Genomic DNA, 15224 nt, shown 5'->3' with positions numbered 1-15224 from the left:
CCTGGAGGTCCAGGACACCCGTCACATCGTGATGTCCTCCAGCATCTCGGTGACCAGCGCCGCGATCGGCGAGCGCTCCGAGCGGGTCAGCGTGACGTGCGCGAACAGCGGGTGCCCCTTGAGCTTCTCCACCACCGCCACGACGCCGTCGTGCCGGCCCACCCGCAGGTTGTCGCGCTGGGCGATGTCATGGGTGAGGACGACCCGGGAGTTGGCGCCGATCCGGCTCAGCACGGTGAGCAGCACCCCGCGCTCCAGCGACTGCGCCTCGTCCACGATGACGAAGGCGTCGTGCAGGGAACGGCCGCGGATGTGGGTGAGCGGGAGCACCTCCAGCATGCCCCGGTCCATCACCTCCTCGATCACCTCGGGCGTGGTGACCGCGCCCAGGGTGTCGTAGACGGCCTGTGCCCACGGGCTCATCTTCTCGTTCTCGGAACCCGGCAGGTAGCCCAGCTCCTGGCCGCCCACGGCGTACAGCGGGCGGAAGACGATGACCTTGCGGTGCTGGCGGCGCTCCAGTACCGCCTCCAGGCCCGCGCAGAGGGCGAGCGCGGACTTTCCGGTGCCCGCCCGGCCGCCCATCGAGACGATGCCGACCTCGGGGTCCATCAGCAGGTCGAGCGCGATCCGCTGTTCGGCGGAGCGGCCGTGCAGGCCGAACACCTCGCGGTCGCCGCGCACCAGCCGCACCGACTTGTCGGGCAGCACCCTGCCCAGTGCCGACCCTCTGCTCGACAGCAGCCGCAGACCGGTGTGGGTGGGCAGGTCGCGAGCCTCCTCCAGGTCGGCGGTGCCGTGCTCGAAGAGCACCTCCACGTCTTCGGAGGTCACCTGGAGTTCCGCCATGCCTGTCCAGCCGGACTCGACCACGAGTTCGGCGCGGTACTCGTCCGCGGCGAGACCGATGGAGGCGGCCTTCACCCGCATCGGCAGGTCCTTGGAGACCAGTACCACGTCGTGTCCCTCGGCGGCGAGGGTGCGGGCCACGGTCAGGATGCGGGTGTCGTTGTCGCCGAGCCGGAACCCGACGGGCAGGATGGACGGGTCACTGTGGTTGAGCTCGACCCGGATGGTGCCCTCGCCGATCGGCATGGGCTCGTCCAGCCGTCCGTGCGTCACCCTCAGGTCGTCGAGGTACCTCAGCGCCTTGCGCGCGAAGTATCCGAGCTCTGGATGATGGCGTTTGCCCTCCAACTCGGTGATGACGACGATCGGGATGACCACCTCATGCTCGGCGAAACGGCTCATCGCCGTTGGATCCGCCAGGAGCACCGAGGTGTCCAGGACGTACGTGCGCCGCTTGACTGCCGGCGACGTGGGTGAGGACGAAGGGTTTGCCACGCGTTCTCCCCCGGGCGCCAAGGACGGCGCCCTGCCATGAGCTGGGATGCGGACCGGCCTCGGACCCGCTCACGAGAATGCCGAGCAGGGACCGGTGACCGGCCCTCCTCAGCGAATCGTGACGCAAAGGCGGGCCCTCTCCGGCGTAGGTGAGTCGTGCTCTCCTACTTCTTACGGTACGTCCTGAATGCCCTACTTCCAACTGCTTAAGACTGACCGAAAGGGGTCGTTCATGTGCTGTTTCAGGAACCGTACCTACGGTGCCGCGCGGCGTACGAGCGGAGGGCCCGCAAGAAGTCGACCCTGCGGAAGTCAGGCCAGTAGGCCTCGCAGAAGTAGAACTCGGAGTGGGCGCTCTGCCAGAGCAGGAAGCCGGAGAGCCGCTGCTCTCCCGAAGTACGGATGACCAGATCCGGGTCGGGCTGGCCGCGCGTGTAGAGATGCTTCGCGATGTGCTCCACATCGAGGACCTCGACAAGGTCCTCGATGCTCGCGCCCTTGCTCGCGTGCTCCTGGAGAAGGGAGCGCACCGCATCAGCGATCTCACGCCTTCCTCCATACCCAACGGCAACGTTCACAATCAAACCGGGACGATGTGATGTCGCTTCTTTTGCATCTTTAAGCACACGGGCCGTGTGATCCGGCAAAAGATCTAGCGCACCCATGGGCTTGATGTGCCAGCCGTCTGCCACGAGTTCCTGGACCACATCCTCGATGATCTTCATCAGGGGGTCCAGCTCGTCCTTGGAACGGTTGATGTTCTCGCTGGAGAGCAGCCACACGGTGACGACCTCGACACCGGCCTCGCGGCACCAGCCGAGCAGCTCCGAGATCTTGTCCGCGCCCTTGCGATGTCCGCGGCTCACGTCGTCGATGCCCATCGAGCGTGCCCAGCGGCGGTTACCGTCAACGATCACGCCGACGTGCCGGGGAAACATCTCCCGCTGACGGGACAGCTTCGCTTCGAGCCGGCGCTCGTAGAGTCGATAGACGAGATCGCGCACGCCCATTGGAGCCCCTCCCTCAGCACCCGCCATGAATGGGCGCTGACAGGCAATTATCGCCGTCCCGCGGACCCCTCCGCCCCCTCTACAGGGATCTGGCCGACTTGCCTGGTTTGTATGGTCCTAGGCATCCTTCGGCTTCCGTGATGATGTCTTCCACGAAAACCCCCAGCTCAGCAGAAGTGAGCACGGCGCGCATACCCACTCCGCCGCCACCCCATGCCTCCAGGAACGCTCTCCTGGTGAGCCGCCATGCCCCGGCCGGGCCGCGCCGTCCGGGAACCCAGATCGGAATGGTGCGCAGTTGGCAGCGGAGTTCACCCCCGCCGACGACCCCGTTCCTGGCCCGGTAACGAAAGGCGAACAGTTCCGCGTCACCGGGGAAGCGGTCGTCGGGATCGGGCCACCGCGCCTCGTGGCCGGCGCGGGCCTCGGCGACCCCGCGCGCCAGCCGGCTGAGAATCCAGCCGCAGCGCTCCCCCACCGTCCCGTACAACGCGCCGTCGCGATGGAGTTCGAGCGTTATCTCGTACGGCGTACCGACACTGTCCCGGCACGCCACCGGCGTAACGGTCAGATAAGAACCATCAAGACAACGCACTCCCCCCACCTCAGAGAGGGTATCCCCGGCTCAGACCATCAAAACGTGATCAACGCCATCCATGTCCCCGCCAGCCAGGCGGCTGGTGCCACTCGGTCCATCCGTACCCCAGGCGCCCGTCGGAGGCCTCGAACCGGCACAGGGCACGTGGGAAGCGGGCGACCTCCCCGTCCGGCGACGTCATGGCGACCGGGGCGAAGGCGAGCGGGACGACGGTCATCGGCATCCCCGGCACCTCCAGCCGCGCCCCGGACGGGAATCCGTCCTCCCCGAACTCGCTCGCCGCGGTGAAGCCCTCACGGTGCTCCAGCGCCCCGCCCGGCGGAGCCGTGAAGCAGGGCCAGGGCATCTCGAAGCCGACGTTCGCCCGCATGCCGTGGAAGAACGTGCCGTCGTCGAGCCGGCCCGAGCTCCACAGCCACGACGGCCCCCACCAGTCACGCTCTCCCCAGCTGTGGTCGCGCTCACCATGACCGGAGAAGGCGATCTCCTCGCCACCGACCCGGATGGTCCCCTCGACCTCGCAGGGGACCTCGTAGCGCGGGACGAAGCCGTAGGGGTACGCCTCGCCGGCGCTCCGCCACTCCAGGTCGAACGCCAGGGAGGTCGTGGCGGCGCCGTCCAGGTCCCGGTACGCCAGGGCGGGGTCGGAGAGGACGGCGGCCGCCCCCGCCTCAAGGCTCACCCGCAGGGACCGCATGGGGAGCGTCACGTCGTGGGTGGCCTGGAAGTTCTCACCCCGCACCGCGAGGTCGGGACCGGGGAGTGGGACGTGGTGGTCGACCAGCAGCACCGTGGGCCTGCCCACGCCGACCAGGCACGCCCAGTACCAGGCGCGGTTCCAGTTGGGATACAGGCCCAGCCGGACGTAACCGGCGAGCGCACCGTCCTCGGTCGTGAAGTCCAGGTAGACCGACTCGCTCCACAGCGGCTCGGCACCGGCCGGATGCGTCCCCTCGTCCTCGGGGCGCAGCGGCCAGGTCGCGTGATCGGCGGAATTCCCCACGGTCGCTCCCGGCACAGGCACTCGATCATGTACCGGCTCAACCTAACCGACGGCGCCTCCGCGGCATAGAGCCCCTGGCGGCCGTCGCTCCGGCCTTCCGGCCCCCGGTGCCGGTCGAACGGCGTGCGCGCGAGGAGTGCACGGCCAGGCGTAGCGCGACCAGCCCGGCGACCAGGAGGAGCACGACGAGCACGGTGATGATGATCTTTGCGATGTGCATGCCGACCTCCGGGACGAATTCCCTTCCCGAGGTCCACTACCCAGTGGACGAACAGGGAAGGCCGCAAGTTTCTAACGGCGCCTGGTGAAAGGCGACCATCGGCGGGGCTCAGGGGCGACGGACTCCTCCGGCAGCCGTCCCGCCGCGCGCAGCCGGTCGGCGAAGTCGCGGGCGTCGGCGTGCGAGCCGCCCGGCGGCTTGGGGCGGCCTCGCGCGTACGCGTCGAACTCCGCGGCGAAGCCGTCGCCGAGCAGCGCGGCCAGGTCGGGCCGGAGACGGGCCACCGTTCTGCGCCGCTTGGAGATCAGGCTGGACTCCTGGATCAGCAGCCGCTCCCTGTCGAACCCCGGCGGTGCCTCCTCCCCCGCCACCAGGGCGGCCAGCAGCGCTGCCTGCGCCCCGGCCAGCGCCTCCCTGGCCGCGTCCTCAGACACCGGACATCGCGCCGCGGATCCGGCCCAGCTCCCGCTCCAGCGCGCCGTCGCTGGGGTAGTCGTCGTCCCATTCGAGCAGCACTCCCGGCGGATCCACCCTGGCGCACAGCTCCGCGAGGATGTCCAGCACCTCCTCGGGGACGCGGGCGGTGTGGGTGTCGTGCCACAGCCCTCCACGAGAGTGACCCCCGGCGACATGGACGTAGGCGAGTTCGGACAGCGGCAGGCCGTCCAGCGCGGCGGTGGCCGACAGACCCAGATTGACCTGGTTCGTGTAGAGGTTCGCCACGTCGACCAGGAGTCCGACGCCGGTCATCTCCACCAGCTCTCCGAGAAAGGCGGCCTCGGTCATCTCGTCCTCCGGCCAGCCGAACAGTGCCGCGACGTTCTCCAGGGCCAGCGGGACGGGAAGCGCCTCCTGTGCCCGCCGCACGTTCTCCGCGACAACGGCCAGCGCGGCCCTGGTACGCGGCACCGGCAACAGGTGGCCGGCCTCCATGCCGCCCGCCCTGACGAAGGCCAGGTGCTCGCTGACCAGCGGCGCCTCCAGGGCGCGCGCGCAGTCCGCCAGCCGCGCCAGCCGCCGGGGGTCGGGATGCCCGGCACCGCCGATGCCCAGCCCGACGCCGTGCGGGATCACCGGCACGCCCCGGGCGCGGAGCACCCGCAGTGACTCGGGGAGCCGGGCCGGGTCGACGTTCTCGGCGACGACCTCGACGAAGTCGACCCCGGGCAGCCGTTCCACGGTCAGGTCGATCTCCGGCCGCCAGCCGATGCCCACGGCCGGCCCGGCCGCCGCCGGGAGCACCCCGCCGGCGACCGGGGGACGCTCACCCACCGCAGCCGCCCCCGCACCCGCCACCGCAACCGGACCCGCCACCGTCACTCGATCCGCCACCGTCACTCGACCCGCCGCCTGAGTCGCCCCAGCTCCCGGATCCGAAGTCACCGCCGCCGCCACCGCAGGCGCCGACCGCGCAGCCGCTCCCGGAACCACTCGCGCTCTGGCGCTGGAGCTCCTCCACAAGGCCGGGCTCGTCGAGCTCCCCCAGCCCGTACAGGGCGACGGGAATGCCGACGGCGAAGGCCAGGTCGGGCGCGACGGGGCGGGCGCCCCGGACATAGGTCCCGCGGGCGGAGGTGAGCACGTCGTGACCCGCGTGGCTCAGGACGTCGCGCAGCAGCCGCTTGTGCCGCGCGTAGACGGAGAGCCCGAGGAGCGCCGCGATCAGTCCGACCAGCAGCGCCGCGGCGCCGAGCCTTCCCCTGGCGCCCGCGATCAGGATGCCCACCGCGAGGACCAGCGTGACGATCGAGGTGACCAGGAGCCGGTTCAGCAGTCCCCGCGCGTGGTCGAGCGCGCTCTCGGGCACCAGCAGGCCCAGCCCCAGCAGCCGGTAGCGCAGGCCGTCGACGGCCTGTCCGGCGGCCACCGCGTGGCGGAGCTCGCCCACCGGGGCGGCGCCCCCACGCTGGGCGAGCGCCGCCGTGACGGCGTGTTCGATCGGATCGGGAGAGGGCACGGCCCCGGCGACCAGGCTGACCTGACCGCCTCGCGAGACCCGGATCACCCCGGCTTTGGCCAGCATGCCGAGCGCGGTGTTGACCACTCGGCGCGGGCCTCCGGAGAGGTAGGCGAGCTCGTAGGGGGTCGGTGGCCCGCCGTGGTGGCGGGTCACCGCCGAGCGGACCCGGCGGTGCTCACGGCCGAGCGTGAACGCCGTGAAGACGATGGCCAGGGCGGCGGCGAAGGCGATGACGAACAGCGGGAACCCCATATCCGCCTCCTCGGGGGAAAGGGATCACAGGCGTGACGTCCCGTGTATCCGATTGGACGGGCACAGCCTGTCAGAAGTTTCCCCCGTCTTCGACCCCTTTGCAGCTGTCAGCCCAGGCGGGCGACGAGTGCCTCGTGCTCCTCCCAGAGCTCGCGGGGCAGGTGGTCGCCGAAGGTCTGGAAGAAGGCGGGCATGAGCGCCGCCTCCTGCCGCCAGATCTCCTCGTCGACGCTGAGCAGCGTCCGCATGTCCTCTTCGGAGACCGCGAGACCGTCGGTGTCGAGCTCGGCGGGGAGCAGGCCGATGGGGGTGCGCACCGCCTCCGCCTGGCCGTTGAGACGGTCGACGATCCACTTGAGCACGCGGGAGTTCTCCCCGAACCCGGGCCAGATGAACTTGCCCTCGTCGTTCTTGCGGAACCAGTTCACGTAGTAGACGCGCGGCAGCTCGGCGTTCTCACGCTGGCCGATCTTGAGCCAGTGGGCGAAGTAGTCGCCCATGTTGTAGCCGCAGAAGGGCAGCATCGCGAACGGGTCGCGGCGCAGCTCGCCGACCTTGCCCTCGGCGGCGGCGGTCTTCTCCGAGGCGATGTTGGCCCCGATGAAGACGCCGTGCTGCCAGCTCAGCGCCTCCGTCACCAGCGGGACCGCGCTGGCGCGGCGCCCGCCGAACAGGATCGCCGAGATCGGCACGCCCGCGGGATCCTGCCACTCACGGGCGATCGTCGGGCACTGCGCGGCCGGGACCGTGAAGCGGGCGTTGGGGTGCGCGGCCGGCTCGCCGGACTCCGGCGTCCAGTCCCGGCCCCTCCAGTCGGTCAGGTGCGCCGGGGGCTGGTCGGTGAGTCCCTCCCACCACACGTCACCGTCGTCGGTGAGGGCGACGTTCGTGAAGATGCTGTTGCCCCAGAGCGTCTCGATCGCGTTGGCGTTGGTGGACTCGCCGGTGCCGGGAGCGACGCCGAAGAAGCCCGCCTCGGGGTTGATGGCCCGCAGCCTTCCGTCGGCACCGAAGCGCATCCAGGCGATGTCGTCGCCGATCGTCTCGACCTTCCAGCCCGGGATGGTCGGCTGGAGCATGGCGAGGTTCGTCTTGCCGCACGCGCTCGGGAAGGCCGCCGCGACGTAGCGCGTCTCCCCCGAAGGCGGGGTGAGCTTGAGGATGAGCATGTGCTCGGCCAGCCAGCCCTCGTCCCGGGCCATCGTGCTGGCGATTCGCAGCGCGTAGCACTTCTTGCCGAGCAGGGCGTTGCCGCCGTACCCCGAGCCGTAGGACCAGATCTCGCGGGTCTCGGGGAAGTGGCTGATGTACTTGGTGGCGTTGCACGGCCACGGCACGTCGTCCTGGCCGGGTTCGAGCGGGGCGCCGACCGAGTGGACCGCCTTGACGTAGCCGCCGCGCTCCTCGATGAGCCGCAGCGCGTCCTCGCCCATCCGGGTCATGACGCGCATCGACACGACCACGTACGGCGAGTCGGTGATCTCCACACCGAGCTGGGAGATCTCACCGCCCAGCGGCCCCATGCAGAACGGCACGACGTACATCGTCCGGCCGCGCATGCTGCCCTTGAAGATCTCGCCGAAGGTGCGGCGCATCTCGGCGGGGGCGATCCAGTTGTTGGTCGGCCCGGCGTCCTCCTCGCGCTCCGAGCAGATGTAGGTCCGGTCCTCGACCCGGGCGACGTCGCCGGGGTCGGAGGCGGCGTGGAAGCTGTTCTGCCGCTTGGCCAGGCGTGTGAAGGTCCCTCGCTCGACCAGCAGGTTCGTCAGGCGCGTCCATTCGACCTCGGAGCCGTCGCACCATTCGATCCGGTCCGGCTGTGTCAGCTCGGCGATCTCCCTGACCCATTCGGCCAGTTCCGCATGACTGGTCGGGCTGGTGGTGTTCACGTCTACGGTAAGGGACACTGCTCGGGCTCCTTTACGCTTCACGGGGCCAAAACATCATTAACGACGGAACCGCGCTTAATCCAATTGGCATAGACCAGTGAATTCGCGCGATCAGATGTCAAGGCGCTTCCGGCCCGGCGTCTCCAGCGATGTATAGCCTGGCAGGAGCCGCAGGGCTGTGCAGCCCCCTACCCAGAAAAAACGGCCCTAAAAAAGCTTTTCCCGCACTGGTATAGGCCAATGAGAAAGGTCTAAACCAATCGGCCGACAGGTTCAGACCAATTTATCGACCATTCCCGCTGCCCAGCCTCAGGAATTCACGTCGGGTCCGGCGGCCCGGACGCGGTCGACATGCCGTAGCGCGTCCCTCAGATCCGCCAGCCAGGTGTCGGTGTGGTCGCCCACCAGACGTACGCACCAGGCGAGCGCGTCACTGCGACTGCGGGCCACCCCCGCGGCCACGAGGGTGTCGAGCACCCGGCGCTCCGACTGTCTGAGCCTGGTCATGACGGGCACCGACAGTGTGGTGAACATCACCGTCTCGCCGCCGACCGCGACCCCCCAGGAGACCTTCCTGCGGAACAGGTGTTCGGCCTCCAGAGCGATCTCCACGCGCCGCTCCCTGGTCTCCTCGCGGAAGCGCAGGATGCCGCCCTCCAGCGCGGCGGAACGCTCCACCTCCGAGACGTCGTCGCCGAGCGCGGGAGCCCGAAGCCGGCCGACCACCGCGATCTCCTCGCGGTCCAGCACGATCTCGGGCTCGCCTTCGAACCATTCCCGGGGCAGCCTTCCCGAGAACCAGCCGCGCAGCCTCTCCATTGTTTTATCTTTTTCCATGTAATTTAGATTACAACGTTCACGGCCGCTGTCCACGCTGGCCCGCACAGGCGCGAGAATCGGCGAATGAGATCACCCCAACGCGCCGGAGGGCTGCGCGAGCGCAAGAAGGCGAAGACCCGCTGTGCGATTCAGGAGCACGCGCTGCGTCTGTTCGCCGAGCGGGGATACGAGGCCACGACCGTCGAGCAGATCGCCTCCCGTACCGGCCGCGATCCCCGCGACCTCTCCGTCGAGACCTTCGCCGCCGCGGTGCTCGGGGCCATGCTCCCCTCCGTCGCCCGCTGGGCCGCGAACCCCTCGGAGAACCTGCCCGACCTCCTTGACACCGCCCTGGTCCAGCTCGCCGCCGGCCTCCCGCTCACCGGCACGCGGTAGGCGAGAGATCCAAGGGGGCCTAACGGACGCGGGCGGCGACCGCCGGGCTGACGCGCACGGCCCCGGCGAAGTTGCGGGTGGTGACGGGGACGAGCTTGACCACGTCGCCGGTCCTGGGAGCGTGCAGCATCTTGCCGTCCCCCCAGTAGATCGCCACGTGCGAGACGTAACCGGGGTTGGTGGGGTCGTGCCGCCAGAACAGCAGGTCCCCCGGCTGGGCCTGGGCGAGCGGGATCTGCGGGCCCGAGACGAACTGCTGGTGCGTCACCCGGGGCACCGTGATCCCCGCCTGGGCGTACGCCCACTGGACCAGGCCCGAGCAGTCGAAGCTGTCCGGCCCTTCCGCGCCCCACACGTACGGGCGGCCGAGCTTGCTGATCGCGGCGGTGAGCGCGGTCCTGATCTGGGGAGTGGTCGGGAAGGAGCCGGCCGGCCAGTTCGCGCTCCGGGAGACCGTCAGCACCGGGTTGATCACGGCGACCTGCCCTCCCTTGGGCAGTACGCGCAGAAGCGCGCGGCGCAGCTTCGCGGAGTCGGCCTTCGGGGCGCTCACCACGAGCGCGTTGTTCTCCGGGATGCCCAGTGCGCGGGCGGTCGGCCGGGAGACCACCGCGTCGATGGCGCCCATGCCCATCGTGGCGTAGGCGCCGACCCTCAGGTTCTGCCCGGCGGTGGTGAACGTCTTGCCCAGCGGCATGCCCCCGTCGTTGCCCAGGACGAAGGAGACGGCGACCTCCCCCGCCGAGACGTTCCGCCAGAGCCTGTCGGAGCGCGCCGTCGGCTTGGGGGTGTAGGCGCGGAACGTCGAGGGGTTCACCCCGAGCGTCTGAACCCGCTTGCCGTCCAGGATCACCTCCGCGGCGTCGGCGCGCTCCACCGCCCGCACCCCGGAGAGCTGGGCGACCTTGGCCACCACCGCCGAGCTGAGCGGCTTGGGCGCCACCACGAAAAGATGCGGTTTCCGCATCGAGGTCAGCGGCGCCACCGGAGCGGGCGCCTGCGCGGGCTGGACGGGCTTCGCCACCTGGGTCGGCACGGTGGCGACGGATCTGCGCATGGTGACCGTCTCCGGATCGGCCTCCGGCATCTGCGTGTAGATCATCAGGCCGATGGCCAGCACGCCGACGAGCAGAACGGCGAGGATCGGGACCGCCTGCCTCATCAGACGGGCGGCGCGGCTGTAGCGGAGACGGGGACGGTAGGCGAGGTCCTGGCGGGCCTCCCGAATCAGGTCGGAGACACGTGGCCGCCGATCGAACACGACATATCCCCTTCTCCCACCGGTCCGGCCCTACGAGGGTGCCGTACACCGCCCGGCGATGCACGCGAACCCACCAAAAAGCGCCTTATCTGCAATATGGCCGAAAGACTACAAATCTCCCGCCAAATCCTCCAAGACATGGCAATCCGCCGGGACACCCGTCCCGGCGGATCAACGGATCAACGGAGTGTGGGGAGGTCAGTTGCCGACGTACGGCACGGCCTCGAGGATCTCGACGGTGTTGGACCGGCCGTTCGGCATCGTGTAGGTCGCCTTCTCACCGATCTTCTTGCCGTTGATCGCCGAGCCGAGAGGCGACTTCGGCGAGTAGACGTCGATCGGGGCGCCGCTCTCCTCGCGGGAGGCCAGCAGGAAGGCGACCTCCTCGTCGTCGCCCTCGAAACGGACGGTGACCGTCATTCCTGGGCCCACCACGCCTTCGGTACGGGGCGCCTCACCGACCTTGGCGCTGTCCAGGATCTGACGGAGATGGAAGATGCGGGCCTCCATCTTGCCCTGCTCGTCCTTGGCGGCGTGGTAGCCACCGTTCTCCTTCAGGTCGCCCTCTTCGCGGGCCGCCTCGATCTTCTTGGCGATGTCGACGCGCCCGGGCCCCGAGAGATGCTCGAACTCAGCCTTCAGGCGGTCGTACGCCTCCTGAGTGAGCCAGGTGACGCTCTCGTTGTGGGAGTCGGCCACGGGTTCTCCTTGCTTCCTCTAGGGGGCTTCGTGCTTGGGGGTTGCGGACGGTCGAATCTCGACAGGCTAACAAGTTAGGCCTTCGTCCGCCTCCTCAAATGTCTCACTATACGAGATAGCAGTACTGGACATGACCAGAAGTGGCCTGAGCACTGGTCTCTAGCTGTTCAGTAAGCCGAACATACCCCTCACCAGCCGGAATATTGACCTCCTTGCTGCCGACCTCGACGTGGCTGACGTCGGTGGCCCGCAGCCGGCAGAGCGCCGCGCGATCAGATGGTTTGACGACCTCGAACATGATCTGCACAGAATCGCCGCGGCTGGCATCGAATGCGATGAGCTGGTCGATGACTTCCGTGTTGCCCTTGGACGCCCACATCACATAGCCCCAGCCCCCCGCGCACACGGCGCAGAGGATCGCGATCACGACGTGCACGACGAAGCGTCCCCTGCGCTCCGGACGGTCGGGAAAATCGTCCGGGGTGCCAAGGATCGGGCCGTTCTGACGGCCCTTCTCGGCTTCGCTGGTGGCCATGACGGAATCTCCCTGCACTACCTCGGTGTTATCCGAGACAATTGTCCCCTGCGGGGGCCTCGCCCTCGCGACCGCCCAAGAGAAACTAACCTCTTCACAGAGTGACGTAAGCCAAGGGCGCGCGGGGTACCGCGTCGAGCGGAGCGGGGGATACGGCCAGGTTAGGCCGTCCGCGAGGCGACCGACGACGATCCGAAGCGCGACCGACACAGAGGAGACACCGAGCCCGTGAGTGCACCACTCAGGCTGATGGCCGTCCACGCGCATCCCGACGACGAGTCGAGCAAAGGCGCCGCCACCATGGCGCGCTACGTGGCCGAGGGCGTGGACGTGCTGGTCTGTACGCTCACCGGGGGCGAACGCGGGTCGATCCTGAACCCCAAGATGGAGCGCCCGGAGATCCTGGAGAACATCGGCGAGGTGCGACGTCTGGAGATGGAGCGCGCCCGCGAGATCCTCGGCGTACGACAGCGCTTCATGGGGTTCGTCGACTCCGGCCTGCCCGAGGACGAGAGCGAACCGCTACCCGAGGGCTGCTTCGCCCTGCAGCCCCTCCAGATCGCCTCGGCCTCGCTGGTCGCGGCCGTCCGCGAGTTCAGGCCGCACGTCATCCTCACCTACGACGACGACGGCGGCTATCCGCACCCCGACCACATCATGACCAACCGGGTCTCGGTGGAGGCGTTCGAGGCGGCGGGCGACCCCGACCGTTACCCGGGCACCGGCGAGCCCTGGCAGCCCCTGAAGCTCTACTACCACATGGGTTTCACCAAGGACCGGTTCGAGGCGCTGCACGAGGCGATGAACTCCCGCGGCATGGGCTCCCCCTACGCCGACTGGATCTCCCGCTGGGAGGACCGCCCGCAGAAGTGGCCGGTGACCACCCGGGTCCCCTGCGGCGACTACTTCGAGATCCGCGACGAGGCGCTGCTCGCGCACGCCACCCAGGTCGATCCGGACGGCTTCTGGTTCGTCTGCCCGCGTGACCTGCAGCGTGAGGTCTGGCCGACCGAGGACTACCACCTGGCCCGCGCGCTCGTGGACGTCGAGCTTCCCGAGGACGACCTGTTCACCGGAATCCACGCGGACACGGTCTCGCACGCCTGCCACTGACGCGACCGTGGGGTGGCGGTGGCAGACTTGACGTGTGATTACACCAAACGTCCTCGACGAGTCCGTCGTCAACCCGGGCCTCGTGGGCTTCCTCGTCGTGGCAGCGATGGGGTTCGCCCTCTACCTGCTCGTCAAGTCGATGCGCAGGCAGATCTCCAGGATCGAGGTCCCCTCCGAGGCCGAGCTGAGGAAGCAGCGGAGCACCGCCGGCACCACGACACCGACCGCCCCCTAGTCCGGTTCCGCGTACGTCCCCGGCCCGCCGGGGGCGATCGAGGGACGGGCGGGGGTGATCGGGGCGATCACCCACACCGCCGGACCCGTGACCCCGGCCGGTGACGGCTCGGCACGCGCGAAGAACCCGCCCGGCAGGGCCGACACCCCAAGGACGAGCATGGCCGACGACATCGAGGTCTCCGACAACCACGAGGCCGCCCGCTTCGAGATCCTGCTGGACGGCGGGGTCGCCGGGTTCGCCGCGTACCGGCTCCGATCCGGGAAGATCATTTTCACGCACACCGAGATCCTCCCCGAGTTCGAGGGCAGGGGCCTGGGCGGGCGGCTGGCCGCCGCGGCTCTCGACGCGAGCCGCGCCTCCGGCCGGATGGTCGTGCCGCTCTGCCCGTTCGTCGCCCGCTACATCCGGCGCCACCCCGAGTACCGGGACCTGGTGCCGGAGAGCTACCTCGACCTCCTGGACGAGGACGCCTGACCTCGGCGGCCGTGCGGCGGGCACCCGGTTCTCCGGGCCTGGCCGACAGGCCCCTCCGCGCGTCCCGGCCGTCGGTCCGCGGCCCTCGCCCCCTCAGTCCCCGAGGGCGTCCGTCGAGGACCAGGCTCGCTCCAGCGCCTTGGGCAGGCCCCAGCGACCCAGCGGGGTGAGCACCTCGGTCCTGTCGACGATCCCGAGACACGCCCAGAGCGGGGTGACCGAGCTGAAGAGCGTCTCGGCCGCTTCCAGATCCTCCGGCTCGTCCATGTCGACGTCGATGTCCTCCGACTCGGCGATGAGCCGGGCGATCCGCTCGGGTGAGGCCAGCACCCCGGGACCGCGCCTGGCCAGGGCCGCGACCACGGCCAGCCAGTCGGCGTGGTGGATCGCGCACAGGGCGGCCAGCACCGAGTCCTCGTGGCTGAGCTCCCCGTCCAGATCGGTGAAGACCTCCAGCCGGTCCTCCTCCTCCGGCAGGTCGGAGATCGGCCCTGCGATACCCGCCGTGACGGTCAGCCAGAGCTCCTCGTCGTCGGCCGGCAGCGGCTCCCCCTCGTACCCTGCGCAGGCCCGCAGCACGTTTCCCGGATAGCCGGGGCCGGCCAGCACCTCGCGCAGCCGGGTGGCCGCGGCCCGCAGCTCCCCGACAGGCCGCTCGGGCTCGGGCAGCTCGGCCAGGATGCGCCGCAGCTCGCCCAGCGCGAACGCCTCCTCCTCGTCCCAGGCGGCGAACAGCTCCTCGTCCTGCTCGTCGGAGACCGCGGCTCCCGGGACCCGCCCGTCGGGCAGCGGACCGGTGAGCCAGCGCTCCTGGAAGTCCGCGTAGACCTCCCTGGCCTGCTCGTCACCCCGTGCGAGCGCGTCCGGGTCGATCTCCCCCGCGGCGACCCGCTCCTCCAGGTAGGCGACCAGCCGGTTGAACATCTCCTCGCCGACCGGTCCCCGTTCGTCCTCCTCAGGCCAGACGAAGAAGCTGCGGGTGAGCAGGAGCGGCTCGGTGCCCGTGGACTCCATCCAGCGCTGCACGTCCCCCACGGTCGCGCCGCCAGACTCGATCGCGCTGAGGGTCGCCTTCGCGGAGTCCCAGAACGGCACCGACAGCGGGTTGCCCGCCGCCAGCAGCGCCCGCCTCAGATCGGGCAGCGCCACCAGCGCCACCCCGGACGGCACGGCGAGCAGCGCGCGGGCAACATCACGCCGGGTCAGCTCGGAAGCCGCCCTTCCGGCGTGCACACAGACGAAGTCGAGATCCACGCCCAGTGAGCCTACGCCCGAAGCGCGATGAACACACCTTCCTGCCCGGTGTCACCTCCAGCCCCTCGGCCGGCACGGCCTTCACCGGGCGGCCGGAGGGGAGAACGCGGCGGTGAACCCCGAACGCCCGGCGAGACGATCGCCGTCCACGGCGCGGGC

Annotated in this window: 19 protein-coding genes; 4 read left to right on the top strand and 15 right to left on the bottom strand. The window is 69.7% G+C overall.

Annotated features, from left to right (window positions below):
* Positions 1–21: 21 nt before the first annotated feature.
* The 10 genes from ACFQVD_RS38060 to ACFQVD_RS38015 all read right to left on the bottom strand — a co-directional run bounded on the left by ACFQVD_RS38060 (position 22) and on the right by ACFQVD_RS38015 (position 9113).
* Positions 22–1344 carry a PhoH family protein gene (locus tag ACFQVD_RS38060; RefSeq protein WP_343977703.1) on the bottom strand — a complete coding sequence of 441 codons (1323 nt, stop codon included), beginning with the start codon at positions 1342–1344 and terminating at the stop codon, positions 22–24.
* A gap of 242 nt (positions 1345–1586) precedes the next feature.
* Positions 1587–2354: an isoprenyl transferase gene (locus ACFQVD_RS38055; RefSeq protein WP_343977706.1), complete on the bottom strand. Its 768-nt coding sequence runs from the start codon at positions 2352–2354 to the stop codon at positions 1587–1589.
* A gap of 79 nt (positions 2355–2433) precedes the next feature.
* Positions 2434–2910 carry a hypothetical protein gene (locus tag ACFQVD_RS38050; protein ID WP_343977709.1) on the bottom strand — a complete coding sequence of 159 codons (477 nt, stop codon included), beginning with the start codon at positions 2908–2910 and terminating at the stop codon, positions 2434–2436.
* A gap of 88 nt (positions 2911–2998) precedes the next feature.
* Entirely contained in the window at positions 2999–3955 is a 957-nt protein-coding gene (locus tag ACFQVD_RS38045) for a DUF7064 domain-containing protein (RefSeq protein ID WP_343977712.1), read from the bottom strand.
* Between the two features lie 37 nt (positions 3956–3992).
* Positions 3993–4175 carry a hypothetical protein gene (locus ACFQVD_RS38040; RefSeq protein WP_343977715.1) on the bottom strand — a complete coding sequence of 61 codons (183 nt, stop codon included), beginning with the start codon at positions 4173–4175 and terminating at the stop codon, positions 3993–3995.
* Between the two features lie 71 nt (positions 4176–4246).
* Entirely contained in the window at positions 4247–4609 is a 363-nt protein-coding gene (locus ACFQVD_RS38035; RefSeq protein WP_364150962.1) for a hypothetical protein, read from the bottom strand.
* Positions 4602–5447 (bottom strand): DUF692 domain-containing protein, encoded by an 846-nt coding sequence (locus tag ACFQVD_RS38030; protein ID WP_343977720.1) that lies wholly within the window; start codon positions 5445–5447, stop codon positions 4602–4604. Before ACFQVD_RS38030 ends, ACFQVD_RS38035 begins: the two co-directional genes overlap by 8 nt.
* Complete coding sequence (locus ACFQVD_RS38025) at positions 5440–6387, bottom strand: TIGR04222 domain-containing membrane protein (RefSeq protein ID WP_343977723.1); 948 nt, start codon at positions 6385–6387, stop codon at positions 5440–5442. The genes ACFQVD_RS38030 and ACFQVD_RS38025 overlap by 8 nt, the downstream gene beginning before the upstream one ends.
* A gap of 107 nt (positions 6388–6494) precedes the next feature.
* On the bottom strand, positions 6495–8294 hold the full coding sequence (locus ACFQVD_RS38020; protein ID WP_343977726.1) for a phosphoenolpyruvate carboxykinase (GTP): 1800 nt from the start codon (positions 8292–8294) through the stop codon (positions 6495–6497).
* Between the two features lie 291 nt (positions 8295–8585).
* The gene (locus ACFQVD_RS38015; protein ID WP_343977729.1) at positions 8586–9113 is read right to left on the bottom strand and encodes a hypothetical protein; all 528 of its coding nucleotides are present in this window, start codon (positions 9111–9113) and stop codon (positions 8586–8588) included.
* 66 nt (positions 9114–9179) lie between these two features.
* On the opposite strand from ACFQVD_RS38015, the gene ACFQVD_RS38010 reads away from it, so the two are divergent.
* A complete protein-coding gene (locus tag ACFQVD_RS38010; RefSeq protein WP_343977732.1) occupies positions 9180–9491 on the top strand; it encodes an acyl-CoA-like ligand-binding transcription factor in 312 nt (103 codons plus the stop codon).
* A gap of 19 nt (positions 9492–9510) precedes the next feature.
* Here the strand turns inward: ACFQVD_RS38010 and ACFQVD_RS38005 are convergent, their stop codons facing one another.
* The 3 genes from ACFQVD_RS38005 to ACFQVD_RS37995 form a co-directional block, all read right to left on the bottom strand.
* Positions 9511–10752 carry a C40 family peptidase gene (locus ACFQVD_RS38005; protein ID WP_343977735.1) on the bottom strand — a complete coding sequence of 414 codons (1242 nt, stop codon included), beginning with the start codon at positions 10750–10752 and terminating at the stop codon, positions 9511–9513.
* A gap of 198 nt (positions 10753–10950) precedes the next feature.
* The gene (greA, locus tag ACFQVD_RS38000) at positions 10951–11451 is read right to left on the bottom strand and encodes a transcription elongation factor GreA (protein ID WP_343977738.1); all 501 of its coding nucleotides are present in this window, start codon (positions 11449–11451) and stop codon (positions 10951–10953) included.
* A gap of 106 nt (positions 11452–11557) precedes the next feature.
* Positions 11558–11986, bottom strand: coding sequence for a DUF4307 domain-containing protein (locus ACFQVD_RS37995; RefSeq protein WP_343977741.1), 429 nt, complete (start codon positions 11984–11986; stop codon positions 11558–11560).
* Positions 11987–12214: 228 nt separating this feature from the next.
* On the opposite strand from ACFQVD_RS37995, the gene mca reads away from it, so the two are divergent.
* Both mca and ACFQVD_RS37985 read left to right on the top strand, forming a co-directional pair.
* On the top strand, positions 12215–13099 hold the full coding sequence (gene mca / locus ACFQVD_RS37990; protein WP_343977744.1) for a mycothiol conjugate amidase Mca: 885 nt from the start codon (positions 12215–12217) through the stop codon (positions 13097–13099).
* A 34-nt stretch (positions 13100–13133) separates the two neighbouring features.
* The gene (locus ACFQVD_RS37985; protein ID WP_343977748.1) at positions 13134–13334 is read left to right on the top strand and encodes a hypothetical protein; all 201 of its coding nucleotides are present in this window, start codon (positions 13134–13136) and stop codon (positions 13332–13334) included.
* Here the strand turns inward: ACFQVD_RS37985 and ACFQVD_RS37980 are convergent.
* Complete coding sequence (locus ACFQVD_RS37980; protein WP_343977751.1) at positions 13331–13507, bottom strand: hypothetical protein; 177 nt, start codon at positions 13505–13507, stop codon at positions 13331–13333. The genes ACFQVD_RS37985 and ACFQVD_RS37980 overlap by 4 nt on opposite strands.
* Between ACFQVD_RS37980 and ACFQVD_RS37975 the strand changes: the two genes are divergently transcribed.
* On the top strand, positions 13494–13811 hold the full coding sequence (locus ACFQVD_RS37975; protein WP_343977754.1) for a GNAT family N-acetyltransferase: 318 nt from the start codon (positions 13494–13496) through the stop codon (positions 13809–13811). The genes ACFQVD_RS37980 and ACFQVD_RS37975 overlap by 14 nt on opposite strands.
* Positions 13812–13904: 93 nt before the next feature.
* Here the strand turns inward: ACFQVD_RS37975 and ACFQVD_RS37970 are convergent, their stop codons facing one another.
* Positions 13905–15065: a hypothetical protein gene (locus tag ACFQVD_RS37970; RefSeq protein WP_343977757.1), complete on the bottom strand. Its 1161-nt coding sequence runs from the start codon at positions 15063–15065 to the stop codon at positions 13905–13907.
* Positions 15066–15224 lie beyond the last annotated feature (159 nt).

It is taken from the genome of Streptosporangium amethystogenes subsp. fukuiense (assembly GCF_042665875.1).
Lineage (GTDB): Bacteria > Actinomycetota > Actinomycetes > Streptosporangiales > Streptosporangiaceae > Streptosporangium > Streptosporangium fukuiense.
The sequence above is the reverse complement of the archived record's forward strand: the minus strand, read 5'-3'. Positions and strand labels throughout refer to the sequence as shown.

What these genes read in the sequence shown, in the direction of transcription:
- ACFQVD_RS38025 (WP_343977723.1), bottom strand. Translation starts at nt 6,387, where the DNA reads ATGGGGTTCCCGCTGTTCGTCATCGCCTTCGCCGCCGCCCTGGCCATC.
- ACFQVD_RS37995 (WP_343977741.1), bottom strand. Translation starts at nt 11,986, where the DNA reads ATGGCCACCAGCGAAGCCGAGAAGGGCCGTCAGAACGGCCCGATCCTT.
- ACFQVD_RS38055 (WP_343977706.1), bottom strand. Translation starts at nt 2,354, where the DNA reads ATGGGCGTGCGCGATCTCGTCTATCGACTCTACGAGCGCCGGCTCGAA.
- ACFQVD_RS37980 (WP_343977751.1), bottom strand. Translation starts at nt 13,507, where the DNA reads ATGTCGTCGGCCATGCTCGTCCTTGGGGTGTCGGCCCTGCCGGGCGGG.
- ACFQVD_RS38010 (WP_343977732.1), top strand. Translation starts at nt 9,180, where the DNA reads ATGAGATCACCCCAACGCGCCGGAGGGCTGCGCGAGCGCAAGAAGGCG.
- ACFQVD_RS37975 (WP_343977754.1), top strand. Translation starts at nt 13,494, where the DNA reads ATGGCCGACGACATCGAGGTCTCCGACAACCACGAGGCCGCCCGCTTC.
- ACFQVD_RS38015 (WP_343977729.1), bottom strand. Translation starts at nt 9,113, where the DNA reads ATGGAAAAAGATAAAACAATGGAGAGGCTGCGCGGCTGGTTCTCGGGA.
- ACFQVD_RS38040 (WP_343977715.1), bottom strand. Translation starts at nt 4,175, where the DNA reads ATGCACATCGCAAAGATCATCATCACCGTGCTCGTCGTGCTCCTCCTG.